Origin of the sequence: Flavobacterium mesophilum (genome assembly GCF_039581405.1) — a bacterium.
In the GTDB taxonomy this organism is placed as follows: domain Bacteria; phylum Bacteroidota; class Bacteroidia; order Flavobacteriales; family Flavobacteriaceae; genus Flavobacterium.
This window is the reverse complement of record NZ_JBCPXZ010000007.1, coordinates 243,917-256,829: the sequence shown is the minus strand read 5'-3', so window position 1 is coordinate 256,829 and position 12,913 is coordinate 243,917. Positions and strand designations below refer to the sequence as shown.

At 34.5% G+C, this 12,913-nt stretch carries 12 protein-coding genes; 7 read left to right on the top strand and 5 right to left on the bottom strand.

Annotation, left to right across the window (positions count from 1 at the left end):
- Positions 1-77 precede the first annotated feature (77 nt).
- Positions 78-515 (bottom strand): hypothetical protein, encoded by a 438-nt coding sequence (locus AAYQ19_RS20245; protein ID WP_343538852.1) that lies wholly within the window; start codon positions 513-515, stop codon positions 78-80.
- Between the two features lie 283 nt (positions 516-798).
- On the opposite strand from AAYQ19_RS20245, the gene AAYQ19_RS20240 reads away from it, so the two are divergent.
- Genes AAYQ19_RS20240 through AAYQ19_RS20210 form a run of 7 tightly spaced genes read left to right on the top strand, consistent with a single transcriptional unit; the run spans position 799 to position 6,838 of the window.
- Complete coding sequence (locus tag AAYQ19_RS20240) at positions 799-1,662, top strand: hypothetical protein (protein WP_343538850.1); 864 nt, start codon at positions 799-801, stop codon at positions 1,660-1,662.
- Between the two features lie 18 nt (positions 1,663-1,680).
- Complete coding sequence (locus AAYQ19_RS20235; protein ID WP_343538848.1) at positions 1,681-2,085, top strand: hypothetical protein; 405 nt, start codon at positions 1,681-1,683, stop codon at positions 2,083-2,085.
- Between the two features lie 18 nt (positions 2,086-2,103).
- Positions 2,104-2,805, top strand: coding sequence for a hypothetical protein (locus AAYQ19_RS20230; RefSeq protein WP_343538846.1), 702 nt, complete (start codon positions 2,104-2,106; stop codon positions 2,803-2,805).
- A 60-nt stretch (positions 2,806-2,865) separates the two neighbouring features.
- Positions 2,866-3,438: a hypothetical protein gene (locus tag AAYQ19_RS20225; RefSeq protein WP_343538844.1), complete on the top strand. Its 573-nt coding sequence runs from the start codon at positions 2,866-2,868 to the stop codon at positions 3,436-3,438.
- A gap of 5 nt (positions 3,439-3,443) precedes the next feature.
- A complete protein-coding gene (locus tag AAYQ19_RS20220; protein WP_343538842.1) occupies positions 3,444-3,905 on the top strand; it encodes a hypothetical protein in 462 nt (153 codons plus the stop codon).
- 11 nt (positions 3,906-3,916) lie between these two features.
- Positions 3,917-5,590 (top strand): S8 family serine peptidase, encoded by a 1,674-nt coding sequence (locus AAYQ19_RS20215; RefSeq protein WP_343538840.1) that lies wholly within the window; start codon positions 3,917-3,919, stop codon positions 5,588-5,590.
- Between the two features lie 6 nt (positions 5,591-5,596).
- The gene (locus tag AAYQ19_RS20210) at positions 5,597-6,838 is read left to right on the top strand and encodes a peptidoglycan-binding domain-containing protein (RefSeq protein ID WP_343538838.1); all 1,242 of its coding nucleotides are present in this window, start codon (positions 5,597-5,599) and stop codon (positions 6,836-6,838) included.
- A 56-nt stretch (positions 6,839-6,894) separates the two neighbouring features.
- Here AAYQ19_RS20210 and pheT read toward each other — a convergent pair whose 3' ends face one another.
- From pheT to AAYQ19_RS20190, 4 genes are all read right to left on the bottom strand, one after another.
- Positions 6,895-9,315, bottom strand: a complete 2,421-nt coding sequence (gene pheT, locus AAYQ19_RS20205) for a phenylalanine--tRNA ligase subunit beta (protein WP_343538836.1) — start codon at positions 9,313-9,315, stop codon at positions 6,895-6,897.
- Between the two features lie 176 nt (positions 9,316-9,491).
- A complete protein-coding gene (locus AAYQ19_RS20200; protein ID WP_343538835.1) occupies positions 9,492-10,484 on the bottom strand; it encodes a hypothetical protein in 993 nt (330 codons plus the stop codon).
- 185 nt (positions 10,485-10,669) lie between these two features.
- A complete protein-coding gene (locus tag AAYQ19_RS20195; protein WP_343538834.1) occupies positions 10,670-11,533 on the bottom strand; it encodes a bestrophin family protein in 864 nt (287 codons plus the stop codon).
- A gap of 30 nt (positions 11,534-11,563) precedes the next feature.
- Positions 11,564-12,874 carry a TolC family protein gene (locus tag AAYQ19_RS20190; protein ID WP_343538832.1) on the bottom strand — a complete coding sequence of 437 codons (1,311 nt, stop codon included), beginning with the start codon at positions 12,872-12,874 and terminating at the stop codon, positions 11,564-11,566.
- Positions 12,875-12,913: the final 39 nt, after the last annotated feature.

Genomic DNA, 12,913 nt, shown 5'->3' with positions numbered 1-12,913 from the left:
CATGGAAAGCAATCCAATAATTCCAGAGCATAAAGCTAAATAGAAAGTGTAAAATCGTAAAAATTCAAACATATTTTTTAATATTCTAATGCAGGTGGTCTTCCGATACTGCCATAATTCATTGGTTCAATACCAGAAATGTCGCTTTCTCCTGTTTCCATCATTAATGAAAGAGTATGCAATTCTCCTTCTTTAGCCACTTTTCTGATTTTCTTTCCTGTAGCTTGTAAAAAAACGGTCATCAAGCCTGCTTTTTCTTCATATTTTTTCTGTTCTGGATATACTCCAAAATAAATACGAATTCCATTTACATCATATCCTGTCTTTTCTCCTTTGGTTTTGATGTAATGAATGTAATTTTCAAGTTCTTCAACAGAAAACCAAACGGCATTCGCATCTTCCTTTTTAATGTATTTGGCAATAATGCTGGCTCGGTATTTCATAAAATTTGCATGCAATTCTTTTGCGAATTTTCTAGTAATCAATTGAGTCGGTCTTCCAGTTTCTCTTTCCATAATGATAGAATTAAGTCTTTAATAGTTTTGATGGTTTAATTGGTTATTAACTAATGATTTAATCAAATAGTACGGGCAAAATTATTTTAAAGCCTTACAACGGGCAAGGGGAAATATCCCCTTTTTTGTAAGGGTAAATTTATTTAAAATTTTGGGTTAAATGACTGTTTTGTAGGAAATTATAAAAAATCAATTTTACATCGTTCCTTTTGTGCACAAAATGGATAGGCGAAATCTGAAAAGCCTGTTAATAGAGTAAGAGTAAATTGTAATACTAAAAATTATGAGTTTATATCATGAAGTTTTTCAAGGAGAATCATTCAGCGAAGACAATTATTTTGAAGCTGTACGATATGTGTTAGGACCAGAATATTCAAATTTAAGCGAAAGCGAATTAGAAAACGTCCTATTGTCAAGAGTAGACCAAATGTCTGAAAGTGAAGCCGAAGGATTTTGGTCTAGCCTAGGAAATGTAGCCAGCAGTATAGGATCTGGAGTTTTACGTGGTGTTTCGGCCGTGGCTCCAATTGCAGGAACTGCCATCGGTACTTATTTTGGGGCCCCACAGATTGGTGGAGCTGTGGGTGGTTTGGTAAGTAACTTGGCAGGATCTGCAAGTGCTGCATTAGACAATAGTCGTCAAGCACCACGCAGACCAGCGCCACAACAACCTTACAGACCGGCAAATAATAACTACCAACGCCGTCCAGCTGCGCCTTCACCATTTAGACAAGCTGTGAGCAATACCACTCGCTATATTGCAGATGCTGGTAGAGCCGCACTTCCTGCAATTCAGCAATATGTGCAGGATAATCCGGTACAATTGCGTCCACAGGCGGCACAGGATATTGCCAGAGTTCAAGGATTGTACAATCAGTTAGGAGGTGTTATTAATAACCCACAATTTCAGGCAGGTCAGGCACAACAAAGTCTTGGGACTGCTAGCCCAAATTCGCCTATCGAAAGCCACTCATTTGCAGAATTGATCGAAAGTGTAAACTATTTGACAGAGAATATTTTATACGAATATTATAACGGAGGATTAATTCCAACCGAGGATTATTACATCGATCAATACGGCCAGTTTGTGGGCACAAATACCCCTAACCGAATCAATAGACTTGAAAACACTATTGCTAGTTTATAAAACCTAAAAGTTATACAAATGGATGCTTATTTAGAATATTTGAAAGAACACAATCCTGAAATGGCTAAATATTTTGAGCTGATGCAGCCAATGATGGGAAAAAATGAGCCCGAGGAAGAAAAGGAAACTCCAAAAATTGATTTAGAACTTGAGGAAAGAATCAAAAAACTCAAAAAAATCAACCATAAACTTTTTACCATTATTGAGGGACTAAAATTTCAGTTGGAATTTGAGTTGAATCAAAATGATGATTTAGCAAAAGCAATTGGCGCTTGTACCGAATGTTTTGGGGAAAATAATGATTGCCCTGAATGTTTTGGAACTGGAAAACCAGGCAATAGCATTCCGGATTTTATTCTTTTCAATAAATATATTCAGCCTGCCATCCAGAAATATAACAAACATTATTTCAATAAAAATTAACCATTAATACTTATAATTATGAATTATTTTGAAAGTTATTTAGACGAAGATTTATTAAATGAGGATCTTTTAGGAGAAGATCTTTTAAGTGAAGATTTATTAGAGAGCTACGGAGAAAGCTTTGATGAAGCTGCAAGACGCCGTAGACCATCAACTCGTAGCATTAGACCAAATGTAAGTTCAGCAGTGAAGCAAAAATCTAATTTCGGCCAATCTTTGAGCGGTAGAGCAAATGATTATGCGACAAAAAGCGAATTGAAAAAATCATTGGATGCCATTTCAAATCAAGTAAATGAATTGAAAAAAACTTCATTGGCTACAAATAAAGCTTTGGTTGCTTTAGATCAAAAGCATACAGAATTTGCAAAAATTGATGCCAGAAAAGGCGAAAACCAGACTAAGGTTTTGAAAAACATGCAAATGATGAGCATGATGGGATCATTACTGAATCAACCAAAATTAGTTACCGAAAATCTGCAAGTTACAGGTTCAGGAACTGATACAAAAATTACTGCAAAAGAAGGCACAAACCCAATTTATGTTGACCAGACACTGTCGTTATTATTGCCAATGATGACTACAATGGGAGATTCTGGTTCTGGTAAATCAGACAACATGAATATGATGTTGCCATTGGTGTTATTGGCTACAGATAAAAACAATTCTAACAGCAATAACAACTTACTGCCAATTGCTATGGTAATGATGATGAATAAATAAATGGAGATAGGGCAGTTGCTCAACAATTGCCCTTTTTATTAACCTTTAAAATTTAAAAAGATGAATCCATTTTTTAATATGATGTTTAGTTTTGTTTTGGCTGATAACAAAGCGAAACAATACAATATTGCAGATGATCATGAAATAAAAACGGTCGGGCTGGCAACTGGAATTATGTTTGACAATCCGGTTTTAAGTTATTTATTTATTGATAATAAGGCAAAATCAGTAAGCGAAAGTTTGAAAGGTGCTCATACGACTGCAACTCCAGTTACTCAAACTCCAGGATTACCTGCATCAGGAACGACTCCGCAAGCAGGAGGTGTACCAAATTCGGGAGGGACTCAATCAACGCAAACGTTGACTATGGAAGAGGTAAGAAGTGAAATAGCGACAGTGAAAAATGAGCTTGTAACACAAATCACAACTTTATCATCTCAGATAGTTACTAAAGCAGAATTGGAAAAATTGAGTTCTGGACTGGCTTCTTTCGAAAATGAAAAAAAACTCTTGAAGGAGTCAATTGATCAAATCGGAAAAAGACTGGACGAAATATCAAAAAACATTAAAACGTCTGAAGCAACTACTGCTGCCAAAGTTATTTCTGGTCCAAAATCACAATCTAAATCCTAATTGAGATGAAAACAGCAGATGGAAACCCAGAAACTGTCAATTTGGATAAAATTGAAAAAATGACAAGTCAAATTTTGAATAAAATCAATTTGATGCGACCGAGTATGTTTGCGAGCAATTTGAAATTTTCGAAAAAAGCTGAAGAACAAAAGAAACAGCTGTTCAAAGAGTTAATTCCTAAAAAGTTGTTTTCGATTGATAAAACAGTGAGTCTGCTTACGAAAATTTTGGAAGATGCGAACTTTTCTAAACTGGATCAGAAAGATCAGGATTTCATTAAAGGGCTTGAAAAAATTGATCTTAAAAACAGTCAATATATCAGTGAAATTAATGATTTTGTATTGAAGGGAAACGAGTTAGATGTAGTTTTCTCTTCTTTAGCGGAAGAGATGTTGTATTTCAATTATCTCAATTCAGAATTATATGATATTGATTTTAAATTGAGTCAAATTCGTTTACACCCTTAAAGCAAATGCATATGGATCCTAGACTAAAAATTATATTGTATGGTAATCCAGATGAGGAATTGTCCTTATTGATGCGTTTGCAAAAGGAAAAAGAGTATCCGGCTAATTGTACCATTATTTCAGAGTTTGGAACAATTGTTAGCATGCGCACAAAACGGCGGTATTTAAAATCGATTTACAATAGTAATAAAGTAATAAGTCTAAAACCGGCAGGTGTCATTCCTGCTGGTGATTTGACTGAAAAAGCTCCTGAAACCGAAATCTTAGACAAAGTAAATGAAGTACCAGACGAGACGGTTTCTAATGTTGTTTTCGGCATAATTGATTTTGGATTTGATTTTACACATCCCGATTTTATCACTAATGGAAAAACGCGTTTTGAAAAAATTTGGATACAATCGGATCGTTATGATGGTAATCGCTATGGGTATGGCAGAATCATAACAGAAGCACAAATTAACGAAGCGCTACAGGATGAGTTTCCGTTTAAAAAAATAGGATATCATCCTGGAAAGTCTGATTTGTTTGGTAATGGCACACATGGTACGCATGTACTAGGAATTGCTTGCGGAAATGGAGCAGTGGCAAAAAAAAGCTTTGCGCCAAATGTTAAGATTATTGCCGTTGACATGGGGAAAAATTTAGTCAACGGATCCGATTTGTGCTTAGGGAATACTGTTTTAGGTTGTGATGGGCTACATTTTATCAGGCATTGGGCTGGCACGAGACCGCTGACAATCAATATGAGTTTAGGTGCTCAAGGCGATTCTAAAATGGGGTTGAGCTTGTTGGAACAAATTATCGATTATTTTGTGACAACCCGAAAAGGAACTGCAATTGTACAAAGCGTAGGCAATTATCATCAGGCAAATGCACATACTTACGGAGATATTAAGCCCAATCAAAAAGTGAAAATTCCGTGGATGTTCAAAAAAAATGACCGGACGCCAAATGAAATGGAAATTTGGTATCATGGAGATGATGTTTTAAGCGTCAACATTTATGATGATGATCAAAAAGTACTTCTTTCTTCAACGCCTTTTAAGGATGAACTTATTGTAAAAAATGATGATGAAGTTGGTATTTGTCTTCATAGATGCAAGGAGCCGAATACGGGTAAAAACCAAATTAATATATTGGTTAATGGAAAGTTGGACTCTAAATTCTGGACTGTAGAAATTGTAGGCAGAAAAGTTGTCAACGGCCGTTATCACTGCTATATTGAACGAGATGATGCAGGGCAATCTATTTTTTTACCCGCTGTCGCGAATAAAACGCATACCACAAATTCGATTTGCAATTCTAAATACAGCATCGTAGTTGGGGCTTATAATCAAAATGATGATGCACGCCCTATTTTGTCTTTTAGCAGTTCTGGGCCCACGGCAGATGGGCGCATGAAACCGGAACTTGTTGCTCCTGGTTTTAAAATAAAATCTTCATGTTCGTCTTCTACCAGAGAAAACAGAGCAAGCAATAAACTGGCATCAAAAAGTGGCAGTAGTATGGCTTCTCCTTATGTTGCATCCTTAGTAATGAGAATTTTGGAAAAAGAACCGGATCTTGATATTATTGGAATACGAAAAAAGCTTTTTTCAGCTTGTGATCCAATTGTATTTAAAGAAAACAATTTGGAGGTTTTTAGAGCGGGACATGGTTATATCAATCCAAATAAATTAATATAAAAAGTTATGGAAAATATAGTTTTGAATACTGCTGTTGCTAATCAAACAGCAGCCCCTGTTTTAAACTCACCAGGTAAATTAAGTAATAGTGTTGGATTAAATGCAGTGAATAATGCAAATGATGTTTTGCAAATTCAAAATTATTTAATAGCATTAGGATATCCAGTGCAGCAAAATGGAGGTATAGCAAATAGTACTACAGATAGTACAATTATCTCTATTTTAAATTTTCAATCCAATAATAATATTCAGGTTACTGGAAACATTCATCCAGATGATGTTACTCATAATGCTTTAAGACAGCTAACTAGTGTTTCGAGTTCAATTGCAGAAGGTGAAGATGAATCCCTGCATCAGCCATTTTTGACCAACTCTTTTATTTTTAGAAGAAATGCAGGAAATGCAAATACTTTAAATGTCATTTTTGAAGGCGATTCATGGCTTGATTATCCCGTTCCGAGAGTTTTGGATTTGTACGATACAATTACTGACCGAAATCAGCGATTAAATTTGAATTGCTTGCATTTGGCGAAATTTGGAGAAACAACATCGCAAATGTATGCTGATCGAACTCATTTTGTGCAATATGTAAGCGGTTACAGAATTGACAGAATCTATTTTAGCGGTGGAGGAAATGATGTTTTTCCACAACTTGGCAGAATTGTGAATTCGGGAGTTACGTCTTTTAATTCTGCCTTTTTTACAGATCAGGCAAAGTTAAATGAACTAAGAACTTTATCTGGTGATGCATTATATCAAAAATGTATTTTGTATAAAGCATACTTGAATACCAATACTTTTGATACCACACTTTTTAACTCGACAAATTTAAGTGCCATTTTCAGCACAATCATGCACAATTATTTGGGTTTTGGAAGTATCATAAATTCCTATTGTACGCCAAATACCATTTTTTACATGCATACCTATGATTATCCGTTGTTCAAACTAGGAGTGAGACCTTCTATAGTTGGAGTCGATTTGCCTTTAGGGCCATGGATAAAACCAGTTTTTGATCGTTTAGGAATCGCTGATGAAATTTTGAGATCTTACATCATTATTCGTTTGTTGGATAAGTTTTATGCACTATTGTATCAAATTAAGAGTCATTTTAGCTACTATGGTTTTCGTTTCCAAAGCAGGATAATTGATTATAGAGGTCTTTTAAATTCTTCAGAGTACTGGAGAGATGAAATTCATCCAAACTCAACAGGAGCAAGGAGACTTTCTACAAGAGTTACTTTTTAAAACAGAAAACCCGACTTATTAAGGTCGGGTTTTTTATATAGAAATAAAAGATTCTTTTATCTTAAACTTGCACCAAGTTCAGTTTCAAACGTCTGCTGTAGTTTTGACATGATTTTGTCAATTTGAGCATCAGTAAGCGTTTTTGTATTGTCCTGAATGGTAAAACTCAATGCATACGATTTTTTGCCTTCTGGAAGTTTGTTTCCTTCATAAACATCAAACAAGTTGATATCTTTTAAAAGTGATTTTTCAGTTTGTTTGGCCAAGTTGAAAATACTTTCGTACGTTGTACTTTGGTCAATCAATAAAGCTAAATCTCTACGTACTTCTGGATATTTAGGGATTTCTGTGTATTTAATTTTTCCAGTAATAATTTTCAAAATTAAATCCCAATTGAAATCAGCATAATAAACATCTTGTTTGATTCCGAAATGCTTTAATATCGATTTTTTAACTACTCCCATTTCTACCAAAGTATCGTTGTTGTAGCAAATTGCTGTTCCTTCTGAAAATATATCAGATTGAACTGGTGCATTCGAAATTTTGTCAATTCCTAAACGAGCCAAAACTGCTTTTACGTATCCTTTCAATAAAAAGAAATCAGTTGTTTTTTGCGGATTTGTCCAGCTTTCTTTGTTTCTGTTTCCAGAAATCAATAAAGTCAAGTGTTTATGCTCTTCGTAACCAGTCAAATATTTATGATATGACTTCCCGAATTCGAATAATTTTAGATCCGAATTTTTTCTATTGATATTATATGAAATCGCTTCCAATCCAGAAAACAATAATGATTGACGCATTGTCGACAAATCATTGCTTAAAGGATTCAACATCGTTACGTTGTGTTCTTCTTTTAATGAGGTCGAAAGTTTTGCGTATGCAGCCGTTGTCAATGAATTTGCCATCATTTCATGGAAACCTTGTGAATTCAATTGAGAGGCAATTACATTTTGAACTTTGTAATCTTCTGTTCTTGGAGAATTGGCAACAGTTGCATTGAATTTTTTAGAAAAATTAATGTTGTTGTAACCGTAAACACGCAAGATTTCTTCAATAACATCAATTTCACGTTGAACATCAACACGGTAAGCAGGAATTGTTAATCCCAAACCAGAATCAGAAACACTGTTTACCTTAATGTCTAAAGAAACTAATATTTTTTTGATTGTATCTTTCGGAATTTCCTGTCCAATGATTTTGTAAACATGGCTGAAATTCAATAAAACAGAGAAATCTTCTACTTTTTTAGGATAAACTTCCACAACATCAGAAGTTATTTTTCCACCTGCAACTTCCTGAATCAAAAGCGCTGCACGTTTTAAAGCATATTCTGTAATTGTAGGGTCGATTCCTCTTTCAAATCTAAAAGAAGCATCAGTATTTAATTGGTGTCTTTTTGCTGTTTTACGAATGCTTACAGCATCAAAATAAGCACTTTCTAAAAAGATTGTCGTTGTTCCGTCTGTAACACCTGATTTTTTTCCGCCAAAAACACCTGCAATGCATAAAGGTCCCTTTTCATCACAAATCATCAAATCTTCCTTGTGCAATGTTCTTTCAACATCGTCAAGAGTCACAAATTTTGTTCCTTCAGGCAATGTTTTTACAATGACTTTTCCATTGATCTTTGCAGCGTCAAAAGCATGAAGTGGTTGTCCTAATTCATGTAAAACATAATTAGTAACGTCAACAATATTATTTTTTGGAGTCAATCCAATAGCTTTTAAGCGATCTTGAAGCCAGCTTGGAGATTCTTGAACCGTAATTCCAGAAATTGTTACTCCACAGTATCTTGGTGCTAAATGTGAATCCTCAACATTAACATCAATTTTTAGTGTACGCATGTCAACTCTAAAATTGCTTACAGATGGTGTAATCAATTCTACGTTTACACCACGTTGCAACATCCCTGCTCTTAAATCACGAGCCGTACCAAAGTGGCTCATGGCATCAGCTCGGTTTGGAGTTAATCCAATTTCAAAAACTTCGTCATTGGTAATTTTGAAAACTTCAGCAGCTGGAGTACCAGGAACTAGTGCTTCATCCAAAACCATAATTCCGTCATGACCTGTTCCTAATCCTAGTTCGTCTTCGGCACAAATCATTCCGTGGCTTTCTTGTCCGCGAATTTTTCCTTTTTTTATAGTGAATTCAGCGCCTTCTTTATCATATAAAACGGTTCCAATAGTAGCAACAGGTACTTTTTGTCCTGCCGCAACATTTGAAGCACCACAAACAATTTGTACAGGCGCTTCTTGACCAATATTTACGGTCGTTACTTTTAATCGATCTGCATCAGGATGTTTTTCGCACGTTAGTACGTGTCCTACAACAACACCTTCCAAACCACCTTTTATAGATTGGTATTTTTCTACAACTTCTACTTCTAAACCTAAATCAGTAAGTAATTCTGAAGTTTGTTCTGAAGTCCAGTCAGTTTTAATAAATTGTTTTAACCAGTTGTAAGATATTTTCATGTTAGCTTTGTTATTCTTGTATGAGGGTGTAAATATAAGGATTGCTCGGCTGAGTTGGAAACATTTTTTTGTTTTTTAATCAGGAATTATTTCAAAATTAAAAATAATTCAGGAGCTGGGATTTATAAAATTGACAAAAAAAAGAGAGAATTAATTCTCTCTTTTTTAAGTTTAAATTATTCAGTGGTACATACGCCAGCATGTACAATTATCCACATGCTTCCATCTCCATTATGATGTAATTGGTAACTGTCAGTTGTGGTGTTGTTTAAATCGTGTCCATTGCCATATTGCCCTGGTGCTGCAGTAGTCGGCGGGTAATTTGAGATATAGACATGTGTCTCTGTTAAAACAGTTCCCGGATGTGTTGCGTTAATTGTAACGGTAACGTTTCCGTCTAGTACGACAATGGTAACTGTTCCTGCCAAATATCCTTTTGTAATATCGTTTTGTCCTGCGCCTGCATATAAATTGGCTGTATAAGTTCCATTTTGAACTGGATTAAATTCTTGAACCCATCCCCATTTATCAGAAATACCCAAATCGATAAATGTGTTGTTTCCAAACATATAAGCGGTGTCGCAAGTAGTTACAGGTGGTGGTGGTTGATTACAAGTACGCAAGCAATAATTAAAATACGTTGCCCAGTTTTTGCCTGGGAATTTAATATCGCCTGCCCATCCAGTCTCAGTTCGTACTGTTGTTCCGTTTACAATGTTTTTCATAATGGAATGAGCTGCGATGTATAAGCATTTATTCGAGTCTAAAACTATTGATGAAAGTGGAATTGTAAAAGTATACGTTTGAACTAAAGGATTAAAGGTTTTTTTGTACGGAAACTGTCCCGGAATTGGATTTCCATTTGTCATAGGTACATTGGCGTAAGGGCCAACATATAAATGCATTTCACTAAAATACCAATTTGGCAGTGCTTTGTATGTCACATAAAGATTTGTGGCATCATTTTCAACTAAGATTGTTCCGGAGTTGGTAAATTGCCCGGCCATAATGTTAATTGAAACAGGATCACATTCAGAATAAGTTCCTTTTGCAGTAAGCGAAGAACTATCCTCTTGTTTGGTTTTGGTTTGCATGTCATCGCTTACTGGTTCAGTAGTGCAATTGAAAATTAGAAAAGCAAAAACCATGAGTAAAATAATTTTTTTCATAATAACAAAATTTAAATTAGTAATAAGAAAAAATTAGATGCAACTCAAAAAGAGGCGGTTTAAATTGCTAATACAAAGTTTATGGCAATTTTTTAACATTTCAAAGAATTGTCGTTCAATGAAATGCTTTAATAGTTAAACGGATTTTTTGTAGGGATTTAAGTGCGGATTTATGGTAATGCCTATCAAATCAGTTCCTCAACGTGTCGTTTTATGTTTTCAGATATTTTTTTTATTGGGAGATCGTTTTCATCATCACCAAAAGGATCTTCAATTTCTTCCGCAATTAACTCTAAACTTGCTAAAACATAAAAAACGAAAACTACAACAGGAGCGGTATAATATCCCAAACTTAACGAATAGCCAAAAGGCAAAGTCATAATATAAATAAAGATGAATTTTTTGATAAAAGCACTATAAGAATAGGGTATAGGAGTGTTTTTGATTCGTTCGCAGGCACCACAAATATCTGTAAATGCGACTAACTCGGCATTTAAAATAATAAGATGATCTCCTGTTATTTTTTTTGAATCATATAGCGCACTTATTTTATGATACATCATTTGTTTCACCTGATTCGGCTTGTGTTTATGAAGATCAAGCTCTAATTCTACATCATCAAAAAGTTGCTGTGCAGTTTCTGAATTGTTTAGATGTTTGTGTAAAATAGAGGCGTAAGCAGGTATAAATTTTCTAAAAAACTTTCGGTCATTTTCATCTTTTAAAATGGCCGAAAGTTTTATAGCAAAGTTACGACTGTTGTTTACGAGAGCGCCCCAAAGTTTTCGGGCTTCCCACCAGCGGTCATAAGCTGTATTGGTTCTAAAGACTAGCAAAAGAGAAATCACAAAACCTAAAATTCCATGCATAATCGGAATGTTGGTCAAATAATGATTTTCATCAATCCCGAAATAAATAATTTCGACGTAACCAACAATTGCCGAATAAATGCCAATAACAATCATTACTGGTACTAATTGCAGTGAAGTATCAGATTTTACGAAGCGAAATATAAAAGTAAACCACTCCTTAGTGTTGTATGATTTCATTTAAAAAGTAAATTTTTAATCAAATTTACTTTAAAAATTAATATTTCCTGCTAATTCCCTTAAAGCAATTTCAGATAATTTTGCTTGATATTGAGCGTTGCTGTAACGCACTTTTGCATTTACATAGTTTAATTGCGCTGTTCTAAAATCAAGTGTCGTAATAGTTCCGATTCTGAATTTATCTAAAGTAATATCTAAATTTTGCTTAGCAATTGTAACATTATCTTCTTCTAAATCAATTAATTCTAGGTTGGTTAGATACGTTTGAAAAGCAGTACTTAATTGTGTGTCCAAAATCATATTTTGCTGTTCAATAGCAATTTGCGTGTTTTCGATTTCAATTTTAGCTACTTTTTCATTTCGATGCTGATTCAAACCATCAAATAGATTTAGTCTTGCATTAAAACCATAATTCAAACCTTTAGAAGAAGAGGCACTTGTAAAACCTAAACTGGATTGATTCTCAGAAAAATTGTAACCAGTAGTTAAATTTACCACAGGATAACGATCTGCTTTTACCTGCTTAAGTTGCAATTCGGCAATTCTTTTGTTGATGATTTGAGCTTCTACAGCTGGGTTTTGCTTATGCGCTAAATCTGATAATTGGGCATAATTCATATTGTTGTCAACCGTCACCAAATCTGTTACTGTAAAATCAATTTTTGGGTCACGTGCCAAATATTGGTTCAGTAAAATTTTAGCATTTGCATAAGTTTCTTTCTGTCTTAACAAAGCCACTTGATCTGAATTTAAATCAACTTGAGCATTTAAAACTTCCAATTTTGAAGCTTTTCCAATGCTGAAACGATTTTGTGCCAATGTCAATCTTTGCTTCGAAATTACGATTGTAGTATCTAAAGCTGCCAATTGGTGCTGTTGCTGCACTAAATCATAATAAGCTGAGTTTACTTGAACAATTTTGATTAAAACGGTTCTTCTCAATTCAGAATCTCCCAAATTTTGAAGTTCTTTTAATTGATCTAATCGTGCAAACATTTTCATTCCGTCAAAAACAGTCCAGTTAAGTCCAACTCCATAAGTTAAACTGTTGTTTTTTGCATTGTTCAAAGAAGTTGTAGTTCCGTCTTGACGTGTTTGAGATGAATTGGTAACGCTGTTGTTGTCTGTTACAGAAGCCGTTGCTGTCGGCAACATTCCAGCATTTCCAATTGTAACGTTGGTTTCGCTTATTTTTGAATTGTTCTTGGCAATTCTAATTTCGAAATTGTTTTCTAAAGCGATTTTTGTAGCATCTTCAATAGTCAAAACTCCTTGTGCGCTTGTTTTAGCAATGCACAAAAAGAGAATTAATAAAGTGCTGTATAAATTTTTGATGTTCATATTTATTTTCTTTTACCAGAAAATCATGAGTCTTGCAAG